General features: G+C 37.2%; 20 protein-coding genes. 16 read left to right on the forward strand and 4 right to left on the reverse strand.

Annotated elements, in window-relative coordinates:
* Window positions 1-83 precede the first annotated feature (83 nt).
* From CSC80_RS04665 to CSC80_RS04690, 5 genes are all read left to right on the forward strand, one after another.
* Window positions 84-1,109 carry a ligase-associated DNA damage response exonuclease gene (locus tag CSC80_RS04665; protein ID WP_099190121.1) on the forward strand — a complete coding sequence of 342 codons (1,026 nt, stop codon included), beginning with the start codon at window positions 84-86 and terminating at the stop codon, window positions 1,107-1,109.
* Window positions 1,106-2,812, forward strand: coding sequence for an ATP-dependent DNA ligase (locus CSC80_RS04670; protein ID WP_099190123.1), 1,707 nt, complete (start codon window positions 1,106-1,108; stop codon window positions 2,810-2,812). The genes CSC80_RS04665 and CSC80_RS04670 overlap by 4 nt, the downstream gene beginning before the upstream one ends.
* 256 nt (window positions 2,813-3,068) lie before the next feature.
* Window positions 3,069-5,540 (forward strand): ligase-associated DNA damage response DEXH box helicase, encoded by a 2,472-nt coding sequence (locus tag CSC80_RS04680; RefSeq protein WP_099190127.1) that lies wholly within the window; start codon window positions 3,069-3,071, stop codon window positions 5,538-5,540.
* A gap of 14 nt (window positions 5,541-5,554) precedes the next feature.
* Window positions 5,555-6,226 carry a ligase-associated DNA damage response endonuclease PdeM gene (pdeM, locus tag CSC80_RS04685; RefSeq protein WP_099190129.1) on the forward strand — a complete coding sequence of 224 codons (672 nt, stop codon included), beginning with the start codon at window positions 5,555-5,557 and terminating at the stop codon, window positions 6,224-6,226.
* Between the two features lie 58 nt (window positions 6,227-6,284).
* Entirely contained in the window at window positions 6,285-7,088 is an 804-nt protein-coding gene (locus tag CSC80_RS04690) for a hypothetical protein (RefSeq protein ID WP_099190131.1), read from the forward strand.
* Here CSC80_RS04690 and CSC80_RS04695 read toward each other — a convergent pair.
* Entirely contained in the window at window positions 7,085-8,434 is a 1,350-nt protein-coding gene (locus tag CSC80_RS04695) for an NAD(P)/FAD-dependent oxidoreductase (RefSeq protein ID WP_099190133.1), read from the reverse strand. The genes CSC80_RS04690 and CSC80_RS04695 overlap by 4 nt on opposite strands.
* Window positions 8,435-8,558: 124 nt before the next feature.
* On the opposite strand from CSC80_RS04695, the gene mfd reads away from it, so the two are divergent.
* From mfd to CSC80_RS04730, 7 genes are all read left to right on the forward strand, one after another.
* Complete coding sequence (gene mfd, locus CSC80_RS04700) at window positions 8,559-11,927, forward strand: transcription-repair coupling factor (RefSeq protein ID WP_099190135.1); 3,369 nt, start codon at window positions 8,559-8,561, stop codon at window positions 11,925-11,927.
* Window position 11,928: 1 nt separating this feature from the next.
* A complete protein-coding gene (locus tag CSC80_RS04705; protein ID WP_071341087.1) occupies window positions 11,929-12,255 on the forward strand; it encodes a TerB family tellurite resistance protein in 327 nt (108 codons plus the stop codon).
* Window positions 12,256-12,348: 93 nt separating this feature from the next.
* Entirely contained in the window at window positions 12,349-13,362 is a 1,014-nt protein-coding gene (gene yiaK / locus CSC80_RS04710; RefSeq protein ID WP_201796623.1) for a 3-dehydro-L-gulonate 2-dehydrogenase, read from the forward strand.
* 62 nt (window positions 13,363-13,424) lie between these two features.
* Entirely contained in the window at window positions 13,425-14,699 is a 1,275-nt protein-coding gene (locus CSC80_RS04715) for a serine hydrolase domain-containing protein (protein WP_099190140.1), read from the forward strand.
* A 97-nt stretch (window positions 14,700-14,796) separates the two neighbouring features.
* On the forward strand, window positions 14,797-15,126 hold the full coding sequence (locus CSC80_RS04720) for a hypothetical protein (protein ID WP_074671463.1): 330 nt from the start codon (window positions 14,797-14,799) through the stop codon (window positions 15,124-15,126).
* Window positions 15,127-15,134: 8 nt separating this feature from the next.
* The gene (locus CSC80_RS04725) at window positions 15,135-15,467 is read left to right on the forward strand and encodes a TerB family tellurite resistance protein (RefSeq protein WP_074671461.1); all 333 of its coding nucleotides are present in this window, start codon (window positions 15,135-15,137) and stop codon (window positions 15,465-15,467) included.
* Between the two features lie 165 nt (window positions 15,468-15,632).
* Window positions 15,633-16,952, forward strand: a complete 1,320-nt coding sequence (locus CSC80_RS04730) for a TlpA disulfide reductase family protein (RefSeq protein ID WP_099190142.1) — start codon at window positions 15,633-15,635, stop codon at window positions 16,950-16,952.
* Here the strand turns inward: CSC80_RS04730 and CSC80_RS04735 are convergent.
* Entirely contained in the window at window positions 16,949-17,608 is a 660-nt protein-coding gene (locus CSC80_RS04735) for a hypothetical protein (RefSeq protein ID WP_058104143.1), read from the reverse strand. The genes CSC80_RS04730 and CSC80_RS04735 overlap by 4 nt on opposite strands.
* An 88-nt stretch (window positions 17,609-17,696) precedes the next feature.
* Complete coding sequence (locus CSC80_RS04740; protein WP_071341081.1) at window positions 17,697-18,056, reverse strand: YraN family protein; 360 nt, start codon at window positions 18,054-18,056, stop codon at window positions 17,697-17,699.
* 187 nt (window positions 18,057-18,243) lie between these two features.
* On the opposite strand from CSC80_RS04740, the gene CSC80_RS04745 reads away from it, so the two are divergent.
* Both CSC80_RS04745 and CSC80_RS04750 read left to right on the forward strand, forming a co-directional pair.
* Window positions 18,244-19,737 carry a DUF1800 domain-containing protein gene (locus CSC80_RS04745; protein ID WP_099190144.1) on the forward strand — a complete coding sequence of 498 codons (1,494 nt, stop codon included), beginning with the start codon at window positions 18,244-18,246 and terminating at the stop codon, window positions 19,735-19,737.
* An 11-nt stretch (window positions 19,738-19,748) separates the two neighbouring features.
* Window positions 19,749-21,452, forward strand: coding sequence for a DUF1501 domain-containing protein (locus CSC80_RS04750; RefSeq protein ID WP_071341079.1), 1,704 nt, complete (start codon window positions 19,749-19,751; stop codon window positions 21,450-21,452).
* Window positions 21,453-21,506: 54 nt separating this feature from the next.
* On the opposite strand, the gene CSC80_RS04755 is transcribed toward CSC80_RS04750, so the two are convergent.
* Complete coding sequence (locus CSC80_RS04755) at window positions 21,507-21,686, reverse strand: hypothetical protein (RefSeq protein WP_099190146.1); 180 nt, start codon at window positions 21,684-21,686, stop codon at window positions 21,507-21,509.
* Window positions 21,687-21,897: 211 nt separating this feature from the next.
* On the opposite strand from CSC80_RS04755, the gene metG reads away from it, so the two are divergent.
* The gene (gene metG / locus CSC80_RS04760) at window positions 21,898-23,985 is read left to right on the forward strand and encodes a methionine--tRNA ligase (RefSeq protein ID WP_099190148.1); all 2,088 of its coding nucleotides are present in this window, start codon (window positions 21,898-21,900) and stop codon (window positions 23,983-23,985) included.
* A 127-nt stretch (window positions 23,986-24,112) separates the two neighbouring features.
* Complete coding sequence (locus CSC80_RS04765) at window positions 24,113-26,236, forward strand: Tex family protein (RefSeq protein WP_099190150.1); 2,124 nt, start codon at window positions 24,113-24,115, stop codon at window positions 26,234-26,236.
* Window positions 26,237-26,239 lie beyond the last annotated feature (3 nt).

Raw genomic sequence — 26,239 nt, forward strand, 5'->3', positions numbered from 1 at the left:
GAGCAAATATAATTTTTTTAGAGGTCATAGTTTACTTTGACATCAACTTTGTTAAAATACAAAATTTGTAACTTGACAAAGCTATGAAAACTCCCTTATTACAATTTACTAACAATGGTATTTATTGCGAAAAAGCCAATGTATACCTAGATCCGTGGAAACCGGTAGACCACGCCATAATCTCTCATGGGCATGCAGACCATAGTAGATATGGTCATAAGAAATATATAACCCACTACCGTAACGTACCAATAATTCAACATCGTTTAGGTGAAATAAATGTTACCGGAAAAGAATGGGGAGAAATCTTCACGGTCAACAATGTAAAGTTTAGTCTTCACCCAGCCGGGCATATTATTGGCTCGTCACAAATTAGGGTAGAACACAAAGATGAAGTATGGGTTTTTACAGGAGATTATAAAACTGAAAATGATGGTATTTCCACACCGTATGAACCTATAAAATGTAACACCTTTATTACCGAATGTACCTTTGGATTACCCGCATTTAAATGGACACCCCAGGCAGAAGTTCTAGAAAACATTAACAATTGGTGGGCAGAAAATAGAGCTGAAGGTAAAACATCCATACTTTTTGGGTATAGTTTGGGCAAAGCACAACGATTATTAAAGTACCTAGATACCGACATTGGAGAAATATATACCCATGGTGCCATTGAAAATATGACCGAGGTTCTTAGACCGATGGTAGATTTTCCCAAGACCACTTTAATTACCAGAGACACCAAAAAAGAGCAGTTATTGGGCAATATTGTATTGGCACCACCAAGTGCCCATGGTAGTACTTGGATCAGAAAAATGGTACCCTATGTTACTGCTTCCGCAAGCGGATGGATGACCTTTAGGGGAGCAAGGCGAAGAAGGGCTATTGACAAAGGTTTTGTTTTAAGCGATCATTGCGATTGGCCCGGTCTTTTAGAAAGTATTGAAGCTACAGGCGCCGAAAAAATTATATGTACACATGGCTATACCGATATATTCTCGAAATATTTACGGGAACAAGGATATGATGCCCGTACAGAAGCTACGCAATATGGCGAAGAAGAAACAGAAGCTGCATTAGCTTCAAAATCGACAGCATCTGTATGAGAAATTTTGCACAGCTTATAAAAACCTTGGATAGCACCAACAAAACTACGATTAAGGTACAGGCATTGACCGACTATTTTCTTAAAGCCGATGATGCCGATAAGGTTTGGACCATAGCAATTTTATCGCATCGCAGACCACCTAGACCGGTAAATACAACGTTATTAAGAACTTGGGCTTCAGAATTGGCTAACATTCCATTGTGGTTATTTGAAGAAAGCTATCATATTGTTGGTGATCTCGCAGAAACCATAGCATTGGTCATTCCTGCAGCCGACCAATCATCGGACAAAAGTTTAACCGATTTTCTTCAAGAAATGATTGCCCTTAAAAAGAAGACAGATGAAGAAAAAAGAGCGTATCTCTACGAAAATTGGAGTGTTTTAAACTATTACGAACGGTTTGTGTTCACTAAACTGATTACTGGTGGATTCAGAATTGGGGTAAGTCAAAAACTAATGACACGTGCCTTGGCAAAAGCCACCCAAATTGATGAAGATATTCTAGCCTATAAATTAATGGGCAACTGGGACCCGAATAAAATCACATTTCAGCAATTGGTTTTAGAGGAAAATGAGAGCGATTACCTTTCAAAACCTTATCCTTTTTATTTGGCTTATGCCATTGAAGGTGAAGTATCGGACTTAGGCGATATACAAGAATGGTCTGCAGAACATAAGTGGGACGGAATTCGTTCTCAAGTGATCTTAAGAAACAATGAATTATTTGTTTGGAGCCGTGGCGAAGAATTGGTAACGGATAAGTATCCCGAATTTGAAAAATTCATAGGCGTTATTCCAAACGGTACGGTCATAGATGGTGAAATTATCCCTTTTCCAAAAGGTGGTATCGGCACCTTTAACGATTTACAAACCCGCATTGGCAGAAAAAACGTAACCGCCGCACTTTTAAAAAAAGTTCCGGTAATCTTAAAAGCATATGATATTCTTGAATGGGAAGGAGAAGATATTCGCCAATTACCTTTTATAGAACGTAGAGAAATTTTAGAAAAGCTATTTAAAGATGTTACCGAACGTAACCCAACCGCAGACACTAGGTCTAGTCGAAGTGCAACCACTAAGCACAGTCGAAGTGAGGTCACTGAGCGTAGCCGAAGTGATATTCCCCTTCACCTTTCTAAAACCATGTATTTTAATTCATGGGAAGAGATGGCTGAAGAAAGAGACCGCTCTCGCGAAATGCACAGTGAAGGACTAATGCTAAAAAGAAAAGATTCGCCCTATTTAGTAGGTCGTAAGAAAGGCGATTGGTGGAAATGGAAAGTTGACCCACTGACCATAGATGCGGTTCTTACCTATGCCATGCGCGGTCATGGTAGGCGAAGTAATCTTTTTACAGATTATACTTTTGCCCTTTGGAAGGATAATGAAGAAGGAGAAAAAGAACTGGTAACCTTTGCAAAGGCATACTCAGGTTTAACCGATGCGGAATTCAGAAAACTAGATGCTTGGATAAAGAAAAATACCTTAGAAAGATTTGGACCCGTTCGTAGTGTTACTCCGCATCACGTATTTGAAATCGCCTTTGAGGGTATAGCATTATCCAAACGACATAAAAGTGGTGTTGCTACCCGTTTTCCTAGAATGCTACGCTGGAGAAAAGATAAAAACATCCATGAAGCTAATACCTTGGATGAATTGAAGGGATTAATTCCGAGCGAAGCGAAGGAATCTGTTAAATAAAAAACGAATAATTAATTTACATCTGTTGATTTCGCAAGCCCAAATAAAATGAAAAGATATGTCTATATAACAACCAATAAAAATAAAACAGTTCTTTATGTTGGAGCTACAGATAATTTTAAAAGAAGAGTTAAAAAACTCAATGATTCCTGAATGAGGTGATCTTTCCATTAATTGGTTAGATGATAACTTTGAGTTTAGGAACAAAAAATAAAATTCAAGAATAAATTAAACAGATTGCTTCGCTTTACTCGCAATGGTAAAAAGACAAGAACTCTACGATATAGCCGAAAACTGGTTCGCCGAACAGCATTGGAAACCCTTCAAGTTTCAAAAAGATACTTGGAGAGCATTTTTACAAGGTAAGGACGGACTCCTAAATGCTCCAACCGGTAGTGGCAAAACCTATGCTTTATGGTTTCCAATTGTTTTAAATTACATCAAGAACAATCCAGATTACAAGACCAAACATAAAAAAGGGTTAAAAGCTGTTTGGATAACGCCATTACGTGCATTATCGCAAGAAATTAAGCAATCGGCAGAACGCATTACGCAAGACCTGGGCACACAGATGACCGTGGGTATCCGCTCTGGAGATACTACCACCAAAGAGCGGGCGCAACAAAAAAAGCAAATGCCCGATCTGCTGATCACCACTCCAGAAAGTCTTCAGTTACTGCTCGCTACAAAAGGTTATGATAAAATTTTTAAAGACTGCTCGGCAATTGTAGTAGATGAATGGCATGAAATATTGGGCACAAAACGTGGCGTACAAATGGAACTTGCCTTATCACGTTTAAAAAATATATCCTCGCAATTAAGAATTTGGGGCATCTCTGCAACCATTGGTAATCTAGAACAGGCACGAGATGTTTTGTTGGGCATTGATTCTAAAACGATAGAAAACTCGGCGCTCATAAAAGCCAAACTCAACAAAAAAATTACGGTTAAAAGTATTATTCCCAAAAAAATGGAAACCTTTCCATGGCGTGGTCATTTAGGTATACACCTTTTGGAAGATGTTGTTCCCATCATCAATAATAGCAAGACCACTTTACTCTTCACCAATACCCGTAGCCAATGTGAAATCTGGTTTCAAAAAATCTTGGAAAAGCACCCAGAATATGCGGGCGAAATGGCAATGCACCATGGCAGCATTAATAAAGAAACTCGCGTTTGGGTTGAAAATGCAATTCGCAATGAACAGTTGAAAGCAGTGGTTTGCACCTCAAGTTTGGATCTTGGAGTAGATTTTGCCCCTGTAGAAACTGTAGTACAGATAGGAGGACCCAAAGGTGTTGCCCGTTTTTTACAACGTGCCGGTCGCAGTGGTCATAGTCCAGGTAAAGAAAGTGTCATTTATTTTTTACCCACCCACGCCATTGAACTTATTGAAGCATCGGCTTTGCAAAAAGCAGTAAAGCTGAATACGGTAGAAGACCGTATACCCTACCTTAACAGTTATGATGTGCTTTTACAATACTTGACCACCTTGGCAATATCTGACGGATTCTACCCTAAAGAAATTTTTCAAGAAGTAAAGCAAACTTTTTGCTACCAAACGTTGACCAAAGACCAGTGGCAATGGTTATTGAATTTTTTGGTGATGGGCAGTCAAAGTCTGCAAAGTTATGATGAGTACAAAAAGGTAGAAATTGAGGAGGACGGGAAATTTAAGGTCAATAACCGTGGTGTTGCCATGCGGCATCGTTTTCAAATAGGCACAATTGTTGGCGATGTAAACTTATCTGTGAAGTATCAAAAAGGAGGATATATAGGGTCTATAGAAGAGTTTTTTGTTTCTAAACTCAACAAAGGCGACGTGTTTACATTTGCCGGTAGAAATCTAGAGTTCATTCGAATAAAAGAAATGACGGTGCAGGTGCGCAATAGCAATAAGAAAACCAACAAAATTTCTAGTTGGATGGGAAGCCGACTCACCCTTTCAGCACAAATGTCAGAGTTATTGCGAAATGAATTATACAGTTCAGGCGAACCATTAAAAAATCAATCTGAAGAAATAAGGGCTTTGGCACCACTTTTTGAAAGACAAAGACGAGATAGCATTGTACCCAAACCATCAGAATTTTTAATTGAAACCTTTAATACCAGAGACGGGTATCACCACCTCTTCTACCCTTTTGAGGGTAGATTTGTTCATGAAGCCATGGGTAGTTTACTGGGGTATCGTATTAGTTTACTATCCCCTATTACATTCTCTTTGGCATTTAATGATTATGGTTTTGAACTATTATCCGACCAACCCATAGACGTACAACAGGTGCTGGACAATGACCTGTTCACTACAGATTTTATGCTGGATGATTTGCAAAAAAGTCTGAATGCCACAGAAATGGCTCGACGAAGATTTAGGGATGTTGCCATTATAAGTGGTATGGTCTTTACTGGATACCCAAAAAAAGGTATTAAAATGAAGCACTTGCAAAGCAGTTCTCAGCTATTGTTCGATGTATTTAGGGATTACGAACCAGAAAATTTACTCTTCCAACAAGCTTTTACGGAAACCTTTGAACACCAGTTGGAAGAAGGGCGATTACGATTATCGTTAGAGCGCATTGCCACGCAAGAAATTGTTTGGAAAGATTGCGCAAAACCTACCCCGTTTTCTTTCCCGCTGATTACCGATCGTATGAGCAGGGAAAAATTGTCCAGTGAAAAGCTAGCAGACCGTATTAAGAAAATGGCAGCCTTATTGATGAAGAAATAGGTAATTTTGCAGTAATGACCCACACTATTATTCTTAAAGACCACACCTTTAAAATGCATTTCTCAGGTGCATTATTTTGGGAAGAGCACTCCATACTTTTAATTAGTGATGTGCATTTGGGCAAGGTTTCCCATTTTAGAAAATATGGCGCTGCGGTACCACAACAAGCCGTACAGCAAAATTTTGATGCGTTAACAGCGGTTGTTGAACATTTTAAACCAAAATCTATCCTTTTTTTGGGCGATTTGTTTCATTCTGCCTTAAATATAGAATGGTCACTTTTTGAGCAATGGGTGCAAACTACATCTCAAGAAATTATATTGGTTAGTGGTAATCATGATATCATTTCTCCACTGAAATATGAAGCGCTAAATATTAAGGTAATTCCAGAATTAACACTTGATTCTTTTCTACTTACACATCATCCAGAGGAGCGCGATGGTTTCTTCAATTTTTCAGGGCATATTCATCCTGCCATTAAATTAAGTGGATTAGGTAGGCAATCGGTACGTTTACCTTGCTTTTACAAAACGGAACACCAAATGATTGTACCGGCGTTTGGAGAATTTACGGGCACCTATACCCTAGAACCTTGTGAGGGCTGTGAAGTCTATGCCCTTTTGGGCGATGCCGTATTACCCGTACCTATAAAAGAAGTGAAAAAAAGGCAGTTTAAACGAAAATAGTCCATTTAATACGCTAAAGGGCATACCTTTATAAAATATCTACCATAATTTTATAAGGATGAAAAAAAAATTATCCATACTTAATTTGGTATCTGTCGTTTTGGTAATTGCCGTGAATTATATTTCACAAGCCTTTTCACTTAACGACACCACTATAGGTGAAATGAGTAGGCGTTATGACAACTTATTTACCCCAGCCGGATATGCTTTTGCCATATGGGGCATTATATTTCTAGGCTTATTGGGCTATGGTATTTTTCAGGTAAAGAGAGCCTACTACAGTAACAAGAAAAGCAATTTTATAGAACAGACTGGGTATTGGTTCTTTTTAGCCAATATATTGAACTGTTGTTGGGTGTTTGTCTTTATGTACAATTACACAGGATTTTCAGTTATTATCATGCTCGGGATATTACTGTCACTGATAAAAATTATTCTTAATACAAATATGGAACGTTGGGACGCCCCGATTTCCACAATAGCTTTTGTTTGGTGGCCTGTATGTTTTTATAGTGGATGGATTTCTGTAGCCACCATAGCCAACATTGCGGCATATTTAAGTAAACTAGATTGGAACGGGGGCATACTTTCTGAACAAGCCTGGACGATCAATATGATTGTAGCGGCTACGATCATTAATCTATTGATGATTTGGAAAAGAAACATGCGAGAGTTTGCCTTGGTTGGTGTTTGGGCATTATTTGCGATTTTTATAAGACACAACGGGTCCAATATGTACATTGCCTATGCGGCTATTACAGGTGTTATTATACTTTTTGTTGCAATTACCATTCATGCCATGAAAAATCATGAGACCAACCCATTTAAAAAACTGAAAGAAAGATTGAGGGAAAAGAATTAAACCATACTCTTAATATCATTTACCCACGAAGGATACGTAAAAATAGTCGACTTAATATCCCTATCTGTCATTTTATTATTTATAGCCATGGTAAAAATGTTTATGGTCTCACCAGCATTAGGACCAATTAAATGAGCCCCAACAATTTCTCTTGTTCTTTCGTTTAAAATTACCTTGTAGGCATACAACGGTGCATTTATACGCTTGGCATTGAACCAATCTGTAGACACCTCATAATTAACAATGATATTTTTATATCTAGCACGGGCTTCTTCTTCAGAATAACCTACGGTAGCCAAATTTGGTAAGGTAAAAACAACAGAAGGTACTACAGGTACTTCCAATTCTTTTTTATTTCCGTTGATAATATTCTCTGCAACTACATAACCTTGTCTTCCAGAAAGAGGGGTCAAAGGCAAATTTTTGTCAGACACATCTCCGCAGGCATAAACATTGACATTGCTCTTACTTTGCAAAAAGTCATTGGTAACTACTCCGCTATCTGTAAAATCAACATTACCCTTATCCAAATCTAGCTCAGCCAATGCCGGTACACGACCTGCAGTATTAAAAATCATATGGGCTTCAATAATTTTTATATCACCTTTTACCTCATAGCTTAAAATATGTTTCTTTCGTTTCTTTTTAAGTGAAGTTGGTTTCGCCTCAAAAATGAAAGTAATACCTAAAGATTCAGAATACTTTTTCAGTGCTTTAACCAAGTCCGGATCAAATGCATGTAATGGTCGTTTACCCGTATCTACAACAGTGACCTTTGCTCCTGCGCGTGCGGCCATGTGGGCAAATTCCATCCCAATGTAGCCACCACCAACAAAAACAATATGCTCTGGTAATTTTTTAAGGTTCAGAAAATCATCACTATTCTTAAAATGTTTTGAGCCCTTAATTTCTATTTTTCTAGGTACTTGCCCTGTAGCAATCACAATTTTTTGGGCACTTATTTTCTTACCCTCCACCAGTAACGTTAGCTCATCAATAAACTTTGGAGATTGGTGAAAGAGATGAATACCTTTCTCTTTTAAAACCCGCTCTGTAGCAACAGGCACGTTAACGGTGAAATTACGTTTATACTTTTGCAACTTGCCCCAGTTAATCCTAGGTGTTTTGGCAACGCCTTTCCCCTTCAAATTTTTACTAAGTTCATAAGCCTCCATTGCCCCCAATAATATTTTTTTGGGATCACAACCTCTGTTTGCACAGGTACCTCCAAATTCGCGGTTATCGGCTATAGCAACTTTTAAACCAGCCTCTACGCATGATTTTGCCACGGTTTGCCCGGCGATACCACTTCCTATTACAAAAACATCAAATGCATTCTCTTCCATAAACCTTACTTTATTAGCTACACCACAATTTCCAACTTTTTAAGGGTAATGTGTAGCCCATATGTGATAATAATGAGTGGTATCCATTAATTAGGTATACGTATATTTGCAAAAATTTAAACTGTTGAGTCATTCTTCTATCCAACAACGGTATGCCCAGTCTCCCCAAATAGGGAAACTGCAAAACGCTATTGCCGAATCTGAACAATCAGTAACAAAAAATATTCAACTGAAAGGTCTTGTAGGGTCATCGTTATCCTTTGTACTTTCTAGTATTTTCGAATCTGAAGACCGACCGTTTTTGGCGATATTCAATGATAAGGAAGAGGCGGCCTACTACCTTAACGATCTAGAACGGCTAATTGGTGAAGACCATGTGCTATTCTACCCGGGCAGTTATAGAAGACCTTACCAAATTGAAGAGACAGACAATGCCAATGTGCTTTTACGGGCAGAGGTATTGAACAGAATAAATTCCAGAAAAAAACCTGCGGTAATTGTCACCTACCCAGATGCGCTGTTCGAAAAAGTGGTCACCAGAAAAGAATTGGACAAGAATACCCTAAAAATGAAATTAGGGGATACGCTTTCTTTAGACTTTTTAAATGAAATACTTTTTGAGTATAAGTTTAAACGCGTAGATTTCATAACAGAACCTGGTGAGTTTTCAGTTAGGGGCGGTATTGTAGATGTCTATTCGTTTTCTAACGATGAACCCTATAGAATTGAATTTTTTGGAGATGAAATAGACAGCATACGTACTTTCGATGTAGAGTCGCAGCTTTCAAAAGAGAAGATAAAATCAATTACCATAGTGCCAAATATGGCGGATAAGTTTTTGGTTGAAAAACGCCAAAGCTTTTTAACCTATGTTGCCTCTAAAACATTGGTATTTGCTAAAAACACCGATTTATTATATGACCGATTAGATGATTTCTTCGGTAAGGCAAAGGAAGCATTCACAAAACTCTCAAAAGATATAAAACATGCCGAGCCCGAAGAACTTTTTATGGGAGGCAATGAATTTAGGGAGCAACTTTCCGGTTTTACGGTTTTAAGTCAAGATGCCCATAAAGATGCGCCCAACCTTGTTGAATTTCACTCAAAACCTCAACCATCTTTCAACAAAAAATTCGATTTATTAATCGAAAACTTAAATGGTTATAAAGACAAAGAATACACCAATTTTATATTCTGTGCCAGTGAACAGCAGGCAAAACGTTTTCATGACATTTTTGAAGAAGTAAACCAACAAGTTCATTACCAAACCATTGTTTCGCCCCTTTTTCAAGGCTTTATAGATGACGACCAAAAACTGGTTTGTTATACTGACCATCAAATATTTGAACGTTACCATAAATTCCACTTAAAAAACGGTTATGCCAAAAAACAGGCCATAACGTTAAAAGAGCTGAACAAGCTTGAAATTGGTGATTATGTAACCCATATTGACCACGGAATTGGAAAATTCGGCGGATTACAAAAAATAGATGTTGAAGGTAAAAAGCAAGAAGCCATTAAATTAATGTACGGCGAGCGAGATATTTTATACGTAAGCATACATTCTTTACATAAAATATCCAAGTTCAACGGCAAGGATGGTGCTCCGCCAAAAATTTACAAATTAGGTTCTGGTGCTTGGAAAAAAATAAAGGATAAGACCAAATCCAGGGTCAAGAAAATTGCCTTCAATCTCATTAAGGTCTATGCAAAAAGAAGATTGGAAAAAGGGTTCCAATATAATCCAGACAGTTATTTACAGAATGAACTAGAAGCTTCGTTCATCTACGAAGACACGCCCGATCAAAGTTCAGCTACCGAAGACGTCAAGCGCGATATGGAAAGTGAACGCCCCATGGACCGTTTAATATGTGGCGATGTAGGTTTCGGTAAAACCGAGGTAGCCATAAGGGCCGCGTTCAAAGCAGTGGATAATGGCAAGCAAGTTGCTGTTTTGGTACCAACTACTATTTTGGCTTTTCAACATCATAGAACTTTTTCCGAACGTTTAAAAGATATGCCGGTAACCGTAGATTATTTAAATAGGTTTAGAACGGCAAAAGAGAAAAAAGAGACCATTCAACGTTTAGGTGAGGGCAAAGTAGATATTATTATTGGTACGCATCAACTGGTCAACAAAAATGTCCAATTCAAAGATTTAGGACTTTTAATTGTAGATGAAGAACAAAAATTTGGGGTTGCCGTAAAAGACAAATTAAAATCAATTAAAGAAAATGTAGATGTTTTAACGTTGACGGCTACGCCAATACCAAGAACACTTCAATTTAGTTTGATGGCAGCCAGAGATTTATCTACCATAACCACAGCACCACCAAATAGGTACCCCATTGAAAGTCAGGTAATCCGTTTTAACGAAGAAACTATTAGGGATGCGGTAAGCTATGAGATTGAAAGAGGTGGACAAGTCTTCTTTATCCACAACCGTATTGAAAACATAAAAGAAGTGGCCGGTATGATCCAGAGATTGGTGCCGGACGCAAAAGTAGGTATTGGTCACGGTCAAATGGACGGTAAAAAACTAGAGGCGTTAATGCTTGGTTTTATGAACAGTGAATTTGACGTTCTAGTTTCAACAACAATTGTGGAAAGCGGTTTAGATGTAACCAATGCCAATACAATTTTCATTAACAACGCCAATAACTTTGGTCTAAGTGATTTACACCAAATGCGTGGTAGAGTTGGTCGTGGTAATAAAAAAGCATTCTGCTATTTTATTACACCGCCGTACGAAGTAATGACAACCGATGCCCGCAAACGAATTGAGGCTTTAGAACAATTTACAGAACTGGGCAGTGGTTTTAACATTGCCATGAAAGATTTGGAGATTAGAGGCGCGGGAGACCTATTGGGTGGTGAGCAAAGCGGATTTATCAATGAAATTGGTTTTGAAACCTATCAAAAAATTCTTGCCGAAGCTATAGAGGAATTAAAAGAAAATGAATTTAAAGACCTTTATGATGAAGTTGAAGGCAAGCAAGAAAAGATATTTGTAAAAGAAACACAGATAGATTCTGATTTTGAATTACTCTTCCCGGATGACTACATCAATAATATAACAGAAAGACTAACGTTATATACAGAACTGAATCAAGTAAAGGATGAGGAAGCCCTTCAAAAATTTGAAGCACAGCTTGTAGACCGTTTTGGCGAATTGCCCGATGAAGCTCAAGATTTACTGAATTCAGTACGTATAAAATGGATTGCTAACAGCATTGGTTTAGAGAAAATTGTAATGAAACAAGGTAAAATGATCGGTTATTTTATAAGTGACCAACAATCGGCCTTTTATCAAACTTCAACATTTACCAAAGTATTACAATATGTACAATCACATGCTCAGCAATGCAAGATCAAAGAAAAACAGACCCGTAACGGTCTAAGACTTTTATTGGTTTTTGATAGTATAAGATCAATTGACAGGGCTTATTTAGCATTAAGACCCTTTGAAAGTAAAGAAAAAACAACAGTATAAAATGGAATTTGACATCTCAGAAAAATTGGCGATCGTCCATCTTATAGACTCTGTAATCATTGCAGACGGTAAAGTACATGAAGGTGAAATTAATGCCCTTAGCAAATTAATGCCCATTATTGACTTTGATAGTAATTTCTTAATTCAGGCACGTACCATAGACATTGATCAAAGTGTACTTATTCTAAAGGAAATGACTGAAGATAAAAAAAGTAAACTGGCAGAAATCTTAGAAGAAGTCGCTATTTCAGATGGCTATGTGCATGAAAAGGAAAGTGATGTAATACGTCATGTATTTTCAGAGATAGGCGTTTCTAAAAAAGCTTAATCATATCCTGTTACAATAATTGTGTTGACTCTATATTAATTTATTATCCGTAGCAACTTATGTATCTTAACGGTAGAATTTAAATAAACCGTTTTGAACCACATCATAGTTTCTTCACAAGAAATGCAAACTGTATTGGCGACTTTGTTCACCAAATACAATTTTCCACAAGAACAAGCAAAAACATTGGCCCGTATACATACCGAAAGCACAATTGATGGCATATATTCACATGGTATCAATAGAATACCCGTATTTATAGATTACTTAAAAAAGGGGTTAATTAATATAGACACCACAGCAAGTAAAGTTACTGCTATCGGAAGTATAGAAAGATGGGATGGCAACCGTGCATCTGGCGTACTCAACGCCATAAAATGTACGAACAGGGCTGTTGATATGGCTAAAACGCACGGCATGGGCTTAGTTGCCCTTAGAAATACCAATCATTGGATGCGCGGTGGCACTTATGCCTGGCAAGCAGCTAAAAAAGGATGCATCTCTATACTTTTTACAAACACCATACCTAATATGCCAGCTTGGGGCGGAAAAGAAAATAGAATTGGCAATAACCCATTAGTCATTGGTATTCCACGTAAAAATGGACATGTAGTTTTAGACATGGCACTATCACAATATTCTTTCGGGAAAATGCAAAGTTTAGCTTTAAACGACCAAGATTTACCCTTTGACGGTGGATGGGATAATGACGGAAATTTAAGTAAAGACCCAAAAGCCATTATTGATTCTGGTAAGGCATTGCCCGTTGGCTATTGGAAAGGATCTGCACTATCAATGATTTTAGATATGTTGGCCACTTTATTGTCAGCAGGAAACTCAACGTATAAAATAGGCTTAGAAAAAGATGAAACCGCGTTATCACAAGTATTTCTATGCATAGACCCATCAACCTTTAAGGATACAGAAATTCAAGAAAAACTGCTAAACGAAATTATTGGTTTTGCCCATGACAGCAGTCCAATCTCAAAGGGAGACAGAACCTACTACCCTGGGGAACGAACTTTAAAACAAAGATCAAAATCCATTAAAGAAGGAATGCAGGTCAACACGGTAATATGGAAAAAAATTCTTGAGCTTATTGCGTAAACAATTAATTGTCAAGTGTATAATTTTATACCTTTAACTGTTTCACCATCAATGTAATGCTCATGAAAAAAGTTCTACTCCCACTTCTCGCCTTATTGATTGTTTGCTCTTGTAAAGAAGTATCTAAGGGCAAAGCACCTGAGAAAGTTATAATCAAAAACAAAATAATTACCACAACTGCAAAAGCAAGAATAGACTCGGTACTCAACGCTTTCGTACAATCTGGAAATATTGCCGGTGCTTCTGCACTCATTTTTGAAAATGGAGAAGAGGTATATTATAATGCTTTTGGTTATGCCGATATCGCCTTAGAAAAACCAATGCAAAGAAATACTATAGTTCAAATATACTCCATGACCAAGCCCATTACGGGTACGGCTCTAATGACTTTATTTGAGCAGGGAAAATTCAAACTAGATGACCCTTTATCAAAGTACATTCCCGAGTTTGAAAATATGACCGTGTATGCTGGTGTAGATGAAAATGGCAAAATGAAAACCGAACCACTTAAGAGAGAAATTTCAATTAGAGATCTAACCAGGCATACCGCTGGTTTTCCCAACAGGGACGACATTCCTGGTCTAAGCAAGTTATTTCGCAAGGCAGATGCTATGAATAGAGAAAATACACTTACTCAAATGGCGGAAAAAATGGCAAAAGTACCTTTATGGTTTCAGCCAGGTGCACAATGGGAATATGGTCCCAGTGTAGATGTACAAGCTTTATTGGTAGAAAGAATTTCAGGAATCCCCTACGGTGAATACGTACAACAACATGTATTATCTCCTTTAAAAATGGATGAAACCAGATATTTCGTACCTAAAAAAGATAGAGATAGATTCTCAAAATTATATATTAGAAAAGGTGAAGGTGAGTTAGTTAAAGATACTACGACCTATAGTAATTATACAGCACATTGGCCACTTACACGTGGTGGCTCTGGACTGACTTCAACCTTAGATGATTATATGCGTTTTACACAAATACTAGTCCATCAAGGAAGTTTAGATAGCGTACAGGTATTACAACCAGAAACGGTAAAACTTATGGCTACCAACCACTTGCCTGATAGTGTTACCAAACGTTCTTGGTTGCCCAGCAAAGGTCAGGTTGGTTTTGGCATTGACTTTGCCGTTAGGGTGGCACCACCAAAAACGCCAAATGAAAATAACGGTGTGGTTGGCGAATTTTATTGGGACGGTGCAGCATCTACTTTATTTTGGGTAGACCCCGTAAATCAATTAACGGCTGTATTGTTCGTACAACTTTTTCCTTATGACCAGATAGGGTTACATAAGCAATTTAGAGATGCAGTATATGGTCCTTACCCCTTTTAAGTTAATATAGCCTCTAAAATATTAGTGAATAACTAGTAGTTAAAGTCAATAAGATATCCTCTTGTTTTTCTTATCTTTCAGCTCCAAAAAAAAGTACATGGAGTTTGAAGATTTTGTAAAAGCGGCCTTTGTAAAAATGATTTATGAGGTTATAGAGGCAGACGGTAAAATTCACCCCGCGGAATTAGAAACCTTGAACAAACTAAAGAACATTATCGGTTTTGATAATAAATTTTTAGAACGTGCAAAGAAATTGGACTACGACAATGCCTTAATTACCCTTTATAATTTGCCTCATGACCAAAAGAAAGCTTTGGCCCAAATTTTAGATGAGGTTGCTATCTCAGACGGTGCCATTCATAAAAAAGAAATGGATCTAATCATAGAAACATTTATAAATATAGGCTTAGGCGAAGAAACGGAATAACTAAAAGTATGATGAATTACACAAAGGAAGAAAAGCTAGCTGTGGTAAAAATGGTTGACTATGTTATTTTAGCCGATAGCAAGGTTGCTCCTGCAGAAATGCAATTTCTTACCCAACTAATGGATCGCTTTACTTTTGACAGTTTCTTTATAGGTCAAGCCCGTAATTTAAATAAAGATTTAGCCTATAAGATTTTAAGTACAATGTCCCTGCCCAAAAAAAAGGCTCTTGCCCAACTCTTAGATGAAGTTGCATTATCAGATGGCTTTGTACATGAAAAAGAAATACTAAAAATTTCAGAGGCTCTTGGCCACATGGAAATTGAAAAAGAATTATCATAACCTTTTCAAAATTAAAGCTTTCAATTGCGGGTCTATTAGTACTTTTATACCGTGAATATTAAAATCTTCACTCCGTCAATGACCAAAACAATACCTTTTAAATCAACATCTTTATTTACAGGTGCTAGCAAGGTAATTGGTATAATAATTGTTTTTTAATTCAGCATGAGAGTATTTTTACGTTTTTGCATCTTTTTTATTACCATAAGCATACAAGCGCAAGGTTCTATAAGCGGCAATTTTTCCCCGACAAAAGATTTTAAATGGCTCATTGCCTATGAGCTCACCCCCAATGGTGAACGTTACAGTAAAGACACCGCTGTTAAAGATGGTGCATTTACTTTAGAAATGCCCGTGACCGCACAGGCAGGAATGTACAGACTAGTTTATGCAGTACCACAAGATGAGTTTTACATTGATATCATCTATGATAAAAAAGAAGAGGTAAAATTCAATTTTGACCTTCAAGATGGGCTGACTATAACCAACTCAATAGAAAATAAATGGTACAATGAATATTTTTCAAAAATAACAACTGCACAAGACCGTTTATTGGAATATTATGAGCTAGGCAAAGATTCAAAAAAAGAATACATGGCCATTCTTAAAGAGTTACAAACACTTCAAGATACATACGAGGAGAACCATGCCAATACAATTGCTCATAAATTCATAAAGGCCAACCGTAGTTATTTGCCCACGGAATATGAGAATCTAGAAACCTTCCTGAAAAATAAAAAACAGCATCATTTTGATCATTTAACTATCAATGATCCTATACTACAGGGCTCTAATTTTTTGACCGATAAATTTGCCAGTTACGTTTTCTCAGCATTACCGGTGAATATTACCACCAAAGAACAATTAATTACAGAAGTCATTAAAAATGTAAATGTTACCGCTTCTAAGATTGCGAATACATCTACAGGTTTTCAAGTAAGATCATTTCACCAATTATGGAATATTGCAGATGCCAACGGTATGGCAGAAGTTCAAGATTACATTTTTAAAAATTATTTGAAAAAAGCAGCAATAGCTAACAATGACCAAAAACTTGTAGATGAACTAGAAATGGCTTCACGGTTAAGAATTGGTGCAAAATCCCCCAACATAACCTGGGAAATCAATGGTAAGAAGAAATCACTTTCAACCATTGACCCAGCAGAAAACTACTTACTTATTTTTTGGAGCAGCACATGTTCTCACTGTCTAAAAGAACTACCTACACTTCATAAAGAACTTAAAGAATATGAAGATTTAAAGGTAATAGCCGTTGGTTTAGAGGACGATGCCATTAATTGGAAAAAAGTATCTGCCACATTACCTGCATTTAACCACGCCATTGCTTTAGGCAAATGGGAAAGTGATTATGCCAAAACCTTTGGTATTCAAAGTACACCAACCTATTTTATCTTGGATAGCGAAAAGCGATTTTTAGCTAAACCAGAATCTGATAAAGAGGTGGTTGAATTTCTAGAAAATTAAAGAGATTTTAAATCCTTAATAGTTTTGAATGCCATATCTACTTGTTCGTCATTAACAAGAATAGTGAACTCATTGGTTGTAGAAATTACTTCATAAAGTACAATGCCTTCCCAAGCCAAACGCTGAAAAATAAAATAATAAATTCCGGGTACCGAAACATTTTCAGCAGGTAATTTTACCGTTATGGAAGAAAGTTCCTCTGCTTTTTGTGTACATTTTTCATCCTTAAAAAGCTTTTCAACCGTTTTGTCCATCACATTGCTAATAACAATGTTTATTTCGTTAACACCACGGCTAGAGGTATAAAATACATCTTGGTTATCGTTGATCTCTTCAAGAAGCTTAGCTTGGTGCACCAATATTTTGTCCGATGCCAAAAAAGTATAATCGGTCAAAGAAGACCTTACGGTAATCTCACCAATATTCTTTAAAACTTTAAGAATTTTATGAGTAGCTCTAAATTCTAGGTCATCGGACAAGCGTTTTAGTGCCATTACAATTGCACCATTACGAATATCCTTACCTAATTCATGCTCAATTTCTGGTTTTACTATTCTAGATAGCGATGTAAGATTGATGATTCCCTGAGCAAGAGCACTTTGCAAAAATGGTTTTTTCTTGATGTACTCTTCAACGACTGACGATATTGTTTTCATTTTTATAACTGGTTGTTGTGCAAATATAACAACTTGTTATAAATAAAACAAAATGTTTTTATATAAATCTACTAATTAAGTAGATTATTCAAAAATGAAAGAATGCAGATTCTATATGTTCAAGTTGAAATTGCTTGGTATTTTTAAGGATGGTAATAATATCAAATCGAACCTCAACATCCATATTATTCTCGTTAACATAATGGTCAGCTGCCATAACCAATAGTTTTATTTTTTTCGGTGTAACCGTTTCAGCAATATTCTCTAGAAAATCTGAGCTTCTTGATCGGACTTCAACAATGGCCAGCACATCATCCTTTCTAGCGATGATGTCTATTTCCGCCTTTAAGTACCTATAATTTTTGTAGCAAATGACATACCCATTCTTTTTAAGGAAGTCTACCGCTAATTGTTCTCCTTCCTTTCCAAATTCGTTATGTTTTCCCATGTAGTAGTGCTCAAATTGTGCAATTCATCGAAAATGTAGGAATTTCGACGCCATTATAAGGATAATTCTCGTTATTTGATTCCAGATTATCGAAAATAGATAGTTTTAAATACTATACCAAATTTCGAAACGTTTAGCATAGAAGCCCCAACTCTACGAACGTAATACAAATGCCTATTTTAAGACTATGGAATATTTCATTAATTGTAATACTTCTACTCTTGCTCCGTATACAGCTAATTTAGACCAGCTTAGAGCATCTCATTTATATAGACGATTAGGGTTTAGCGCCTCTGTCGCCACTATAGACCAAGCTACGGGACAAAATGCCGGCACCTTGGTTGATCAGTTGGTTGATGAAGCGTTGAATATGCCCACGATAACTGCTCCTACCTGGGCAACATGGACTAATGCTAATTATCCTGAAGATGATGATGCCAGTAATCAATTAAAGAGAGAACAGAAGAACGAGTTTCAGCTAGCATATGCCAATAGCTTGTTGAACAATAATTTAAGAGATAGGTTAAGCTTTTTTTGGAGTAACCATTTTGTTACGGAATTAGAGGTGTATAACTGCAACTCCTATTTATATGAATATATAGACTGTTTGCAAAGAAACTCAATAGGTAATTTTAGAACCTTTACCAGAGAAATAGGGCTTACAAATGCCATGTTGTACTACCTAGATGGTGTATATAACAATGGTAACAATCCCAATGAGAATTATGCAAGGGAGTTGTATGAGCTCTTTACTTTAGGTGAGGGCAACGCTTATACGGAAGAAGATATTGTTGAAACTGCCAAGGCTTTGAGCGGTTATGTAGAACGTGGTGAAATTGGTTGTTCTCCAGTAGCCTTTGATGCTACCAAGCACGATGCCGGTAGTAAAACCATTTTGGGCCAAACAGGTAATTGGGGCTATGATGATGTCATCAATATTCTTTTTGAGCAAAGGGCTCCTGAAATAGCCGAATTTATTTGTAGAAAACTATACGAATTCTTTGTTCACCCAGACTCTAGGGATGATGCCAATAACGCACAAGTTATAATCGATGGCATGGCAGCTACCTTTGTTTCCAATGATTTTGAACTAGCACCGGTTCTAAGACTTTTATTCAAGAGTCAACATTTTTTTGACGATGAAGCTATTGGGGTTATTATAAAGAGCCCTGTAGATTTCTATTTTAACACGCTCAACGAATCTGGTTTTGCTTATACCGATACCAATGTAGCCGAAATGGTAAATTATAGCGCATTGCTAAGTCAAGAGATATTTGAACCATTTGATGTTGCCGGTTGGCAAAGAGACCGATCTTGGATCAACACTAATTTTATGATCGGGAGATGGCTTACCATAGAGAGTATTTTAGAGAATTTCTACATGGCCGATAATGAACAATTTAGGTCTTTTGGTTTAGAAATATCCGGTAATGCAGGCTTAACCAGTTCTAACCCAGATGAAGTTGCAAGGCTAATAATCGATTTTATTCTCTCCAAAGGACTTTTAAATGAAGATGAATATGCCAAAGCGTTTACAATTTTCAGGAGTGATGTTGAAGATGTGTATTATGAAGGTGGCAACCAAGAATCTTGGACCTTGGCCACTTGGCCACAAGCACCTTTTCAAGTATATCTACTTTTTCAATATTTAGCGAGACAACCTGAGTTTCAATTAAAATAACACCTACATCTATGTGCAATACACACCATACCCCATTTAAAGGCCTACATCACGAAGGTCATGATGAAGAACATAAAACATGGAGCAGACGCTCTTTTTTACAAGCAATGGGCATTGCGGGATCAGGCTCAATGATGTTAGGTTCCAACATGCTATCAGCTTCTGCCCCATCTGCATTGTCTGCAGGTATATCAGCAGCAGAAACAGATAATATTCTTATACTCATTCGCTTATCTGGTGGCAATGACGGGCTAAGCACCGTTATTCCCATTGAACAATATGATAGCTACGCAAATGCAAGACCTAACATATATATACCAGAAAGTAAAGTACTTAAATTGACCGATGAATTTGGTGTTCCTTCCTATATGAATTCCATTGCCCCAATGTGGGATCAAGGTCAGTTTAAAGCTGTTCATGGTGTAGGATATGAAGGTCAAAGTTTATCACACTTTACAGGTTCAGATATTTTTGCCAATACAGACATAGAAACTACGGGTTTTAGTGGACTAAATACTGGTTGGATGGGCAGGCACTTTGAAAGTATTTACCCAGATTATTTAGTAAATCCGCCAGCAGCACCTGCTGCCATTCAAATTGGACAATTCGGTAGTTTGGTCTTTCAAGGGGACGAAACCAATTATGCCTTTGTCACCTCAAATGTGGACCAACTAGAAGAAATAGCCGAATCTGGTGTAGTTTATGGTCTAGAAGATACTTTGTTCAACAATTGTATGTACGGTGATCAATTAAAGTTCTTAAGAGGTGTTGCCAATACAACCTATGAATATTCAGGCATTATTCACGACGCTTACACACGTGGACAAAACCAAGTTGAATATCAAGATAATAGTTTTGCCCGCCAACTGGCTCTTATAGCAAGATTGATCAAAGGTAATCTGGGTACTAAGGTTTATATGATTTCTATGGGAGGATTTGATACCCATGGCAATCAACCACAGGCACATGCACGTTTAATGACCAACTTATCTGTAGCCGTAAATAACTTCTATGAAGATATTGCATTTACTCAACAAGATGATAAAGTATTGAGCATGACTTTTTCTGAATTTGGTAGACGTATTTTCGAGAATGGTTCTAATGGTACCGATCACGGTAAGGCCACACCAACCTTGTTCTTTGGATCAGGCTTAAACGGTAGTGCTTTTGTAGGTGACCACCCCACTTTAGATGACCCGGACGGAAGAGGTAATTTAGAATATACAATGGATTTTAGAGATCTGTACGCCACGGTATTAGCAGAGTGGCTATGCGTTGACATTCCATTGGTAGAGGCACATTTATTGAATTACAAACCCTATGTTCCGGTAGATTTAGGTTTTAGTTGTAGTGGAGAACCATTTCCAGATATAGCTTACAGTGATGGTGAAGTTACACCACCGGTACCGCCAGGGGAAGAGGCCGAAACACCTATAACTCCAGATTTATTGAACGCTGTGGTACATAAACCATTCTACCCAACGGATCAGACACCACATATCTACCTAGAAATGCCATTTTCTGCACACGTAGATATTCAACTTTATAATATTTTAGGACAGAAAGTAGGCACCGTTTTCAACGAAATGATGTTAGAAGGTTCTACAGAAATAAATATACGAGAGCGCATGCCCGAACAGTTATCTACAGGTAAATACATCTATAGAATCAATGTACAAAATCAAAAGATGAGTAAATCTGTTATGGTAGCCTAGTTTGTTTCCCACAAATGAAAAAGCCCTATTTGCAATATGTAAATAGGGCTTTTTTTATGTAAATTTAGAATTGTTCATCTTAGATTCAAATCTTAATTCTTTAATAACCCTATGGTTTTTGTTCTTGTGAACCAAAGCCACATTCTTAATGTTTTTCTCAACGCTCTTTCCTTCTATATCTAACTTTTCTAAACTTTTATCTAGCTTTAGTTTTTTTGAATCACCAACTGCCATACCGTATATATTTTAGTTAAAAAAATAAGTTTTTTCTTACAATAGAACTTTTTTTTGTTCGTTTTAGTATATTTTTCAGTAACCTCCCTAATATTTACTTCACTTACCAATCCTATATTGACTATAGTTTCATTAGGACGATAACTTCAATTGCTCGGATATTAGTAATTCTCCCAGCAAATTCAGTATTTTTGTGGCTTAATTTATTTTGATGTCCGATATTAAATCACCCTCTAGATATACGATTACTGCAGCACTACCTTACACAAATGGTCCAATTCATATTGGTCATTTGGCCGGTGTTTATGTGCCTGCAGATATTTACGCCCGTTACTTAAGATCAATAGGTAAAGATGTCGCCTTTGTTTGTGGTAGCGATGAACATGGTGTTGCCATTTCAATGAAAGCTAAAAAAGAAGGCGTTACCCCAAAAGATATTATTGACAAATACCACGCAATAATTAAGCAATCGTTTATGGATTTTGGTATTACGTTCGATAATTATTCTAGAACCTCTGCTCCCGTTCATCACAAAACAGCATCGGATTTCTTTACGACACTCTACAAGAAAGGAGACTTCATAGAGGAAACTACAGCCCAATTATATGATGAGGAAGCCCAGCAATTTTTAGCTGATCGTTTTGTAATAGGTACGTGTCCAAAGTGTGGAAATGAAGAGGCATACGGTGATCAGTGTGAAAATTGTGGGTCAAGTTTAAATGCGACGGATTTAATAAATCCGAAGTCGACCATTACCGGAACAGTACCAACCACCAAGGAAACAAAACACTGGTTCTTACCATTGGACAGATATGAGGATTTTCTTAAAGATTGGATATTAAAAGGGCATAAGGACGATTGGAAACCAAATGTTTACGGTCAATGCAAATCTTGGATCGATGGAGGCTTAGAGCCAAGAGCTGTCACCAGGGATTTAGACTGGGGTATACCGGTACCTGTTGAAGGCGGAGAAGGAAAAGTATTATACGTATGGTTTGATGCCCCGATCGGATATATTTCATCTACCAAAGAATGGGCTGCTCGTGAAGGAAAAGACTGGGAACCGTATTGGAAAGATAAAGACACTAAATTGGTGCACTTTATAGGTAAGGATAATATTGTTTTTCACTGTATTATTTTCCCATCCATGCTAAAGGCAGAAGGAAGCTATATTTTACCGGAAAACGTTCCTGCAAACGAGTTCTTGAACTTAGAAGGAAACAAGCTTTCTACATCTAAAAATTGGGCGGTTTGGTTACATGAATATTTAGTGGATTTTCCAGAAATGCAAGATTCGCTACGTTATACACTTACAGCAAACGCACCGGAAACAAAGGATAATGATTTTACTTGGAAAGATTTTCAAGCACGTAACAACAATGAATTAGTTGCCATTTTAGGTAATTTCATTAACAGGGTAGTTGTACTGACCAACAAATATTATGATGGCAAAATACCAGCTACAGGTAGTTTAACCAACGTTGATGCAGAGACACTTGAGCAATTATCAAAATACCCTGAAATCATTTCAACTTCTATTGAGCGCTACCGTTTTAGAGAAGCTGGTCAAGAATTAATGAACCTTGCCCGTTTGGGGAATAAATATTTAGCCGATGAAGAACCATGGAAGGTCATTAAGGTAGATGAAGAACGCGTAAAAACAATTATGAACGTGGCTTTACAAATAGCTGCAGGTTTAGCTGTTTTAAGTGAGCCATTTTTACCATTTACATCTAATAAATTAAAGAATATTTTAAATCTATCTTCTTCGGGGACTGAGCGTAGCCAAAGTCTTAACTGGAACGATGTTTCTAATAAAGAAGCATTATTGAAACCTGAGCATCAAATAAATAAAGGAGAATTACTTTTCAGAAAAATTGAGGATGCTGAAATACAAACTCAGTTAGATAAGTTAGAAGCGACCAAAAAAGCGAACGAGAACGAAAACAAACAAGTAATGCCACAAAAAGATACGATTACCTTTGATGATTTTTCTAAATTGGATATGCGTGTAGGTACCATTATCGAAGCTGAGAAAATGGCGAAGGCCAAAAAGCTTTTAGTACTTAAAGTTGATACCGGATTAGATGTTAGAACCATAGTTTCCGGTATTGCAGAAAGCTTTAAACCAGAAGAAATTGTTGGTAAAAAGGTAACGGTGTTAGTCAACCTAGCACCAAGAGCATTGCGTGGTGTTGATAGCGAAGGTATGATATTAATGACAGAAAACGCCGATGGAAAATTAGTGTTCGTTAACCCAGATGAGGATGGGGTTAGTAATGGATTGACCATTAATTAAACCAAACAGAATATATCATTAAAAGCTTTGGTTAATCACCAAAGCTTTTTGTTTTTAGATAAATAGGACTACACCTTGATTTCAATACCTAATAATGGGTATTTTTAAAAGTTCTAAACGATTTTACATGCAATTACTGCCCTTTATACTTAAACACACCCAACTGCCCGAAAAAGGAATACAGAATACCATTGAGCTTTTAAATGCCGATTGCACCATCCCTTTTATATCAAGATACCGTAAAGAAAAAACCGGCAATTTAGATGAAGTCCAAGTGGGAGCCATAGTTCAATTCAAGGAACAATTTGAAGCGCTAGAAAAACGTAAAAAAGCAATTATAAGGGCAGTTGATGAGCAAGGCGTACTTACAACGGAACTACAACAAAAATTTGAGCGCGCGGAAGATCTTACCCAATTAGAAGATCTTTATTTACCTTTCAAAAAAAGCAAAAAAACTAAAGCCGAAGTTGCCCGTAAAAACGGACTAGAGCCTTTGGCAAAAATCATTATGGCGCAACGTAATGATGATATTGAATTTACGGCATCTAAATACCTTAGCAATACTGTTGAAAATGAAGATGATGCTTTAGAAGGTGCACGCCATATTATTTCTGAGTGGATCAATGAAAGAACTGATATTAGAGCATCTATCAGATCTCAATTAGCAAGATTTGCCATTATTAGCACCAAAGTGATCGGCACAAAAAAAGATGATGAAAAGGCGCAGAAATTTCGTGATTATTTTGATTGGAACGAGCCTTTGAACAAATGTCCGTCACACAGATTATTAGCTATACTTCGTGCAGAATCTGAAAAATTCATTCGGGTTAAAATTGAATTGGATGATGAACGATTACTTGACCGAATAGAAAACAGAATTATAAAAACAAATAATGCCTGTGCCCAACAAATTGAAATGGCTTTGGCAGATGCCTATAAGAGATTATTGTTTCCTTCTTTATCCAACGAACTTTTAAAAGCGGCAAAGGAAAAAGCAGACGATGATGCCATTGCTGTATTTTCCAATAATCTTAGACAATTATTATTGGGCGCTCCTTTGGGAGAAAAACGTATACTTGCCATTGACCCCGGTTTTAGAACGGGCTGCAAAGTGGTTTGTTTAGATGCCCAAGGCAATTTGCTACACAATGAAACCATATACCCACATGCACCACAAAACGATGTTGGCGGAGCTATCAAAAAATTAAGCTCATTGGCAAATGCTTATAAAATTGAGGCTATTGCCATTGGCAACGGCACAGCGTCAAGAGAAACGGAACAAGTTGTAAAGAAAGTACTATTCAACAATCCCGTTGAAGTTTTTGTAGTGAGCGAAGCTGGTGCCTCTATCTATTCCGCATCTAAAATTGCGCGAGAAGAGTTTCCCAATTATGATGTTACCGTACGTGGCGCCGTTTCTATTGGTAGGCGTTTGGCTGATCCACTTGCGGAACTGGTAAAAATAGACCCTAAATCTATTGGTGTAGGGCAATACCAACATGATGTAGACCAAAACAAGCTCAAAACTTCGTTAGATACGGTAGTTGAAAGTTGTGTGAACTCCGTCGGCGTAAATATCAATACTGCCAGTGTTCCACTATTAAGTTATGTATCTGGTATTGGTCCTAAATTAGCGGAGAATATTGTAAGCCAAAGAAAGGAAAAAGGAGCTTTTAAAAGCCGAAAAGATATTATGGATGTTCCTCGTTTAGGCGGCAAAGCGTTTGAACAAGGGGCGGCATTTCTACGTATTAAAGATGCTGAAAATCCGCTTGACGATTCTGCCGTTCACCCAGAGAGTTACAGTATCGTAAAACAAATGGCAAAAGATAAAGGAACCGAAATTCTTTCCTTGATTGGCAACAAAACGCTTCTTAAAGACATAGACCTAAAAAAATATTGCACCGCCGAAGTTGGATTACCCACCTTGGAGGATATTCGTTCAGAACTTGAAAAGCCTGGACTAGACCGCAGGGAAAAGGCAAAGGTGTTCACCTTTGACCAAACTATTAAATCGATCACCGATCTACACAGTGGGCAATTACTACCAGGTATTGTCAACAACATTACCAACTTTGGGTGTTTTGTGGATATAGGTATAAAGGAAAGCGGATTGATCCATGTTTCAAATCTTTCGGACAGCTTCGTAAAAGATGTTAACGAGCATGTTCATTTACACCAACAAATTATTGTAAAGGTGTTAGATGTTGATGTTTCAAGAAAACGAATTCAATTGAAGCTTCACAAATAGAAA

This window comes from Maribacter sp. 6B07 (assembly GCF_002700155.1).
Classification (GTDB): Bacteria; Bacteroidota; Bacteroidia; order Flavobacteriales; family Flavobacteriaceae; genus Maribacter; species Maribacter dokdonensis.